This is a genomic window from Halorubrum sp. SP3, assembly GCF_005435195.1.
GTDB lineage: Archaea > Halobacteriota > Halobacteria > Halobacteriales > Haloferacaceae > Halorubrum > Halorubrum sodomense.
The window spans coordinates 1-227 of the sequence record NZ_SGTU01000735.1; the positions used below are offsets into that span (position 1 = coordinate 1).

The 227-nt window shown below is 59.0% G+C and carries 1 pseudogene; it reads right to left on the reverse strand.

Features of this window, described 5'->3' with window-relative positions:
• Window positions 1-227: pseudogene (locus EXE42_RS18075) on the reverse strand (MBL fold metallo-hydrolase); the annotation flags it as partial.

The following is a 227-nucleotide window of genomic DNA, read 5'->3' on the forward strand; positions in this document are numbered from 1 at the left end:
TGGGGATTGAACGGTCAGAAAGCCGCTCAAGGACTTCGTCGTTCGGGTGGCCGTACTGCGAGTCGTACGCACTTGAGATGACCACCGCTGCTGGCTGAACGGTATCAAGGAACGCCCCACTTGAGGAGCTGGCTGAGCCGTGGTGGCCCGCCTTGAGAACCGTCGATTCGAGCTGGCTTCCGTACGTGTCGACGAGGTATTCTTCTTGATCATCCTCGGCATCTCCC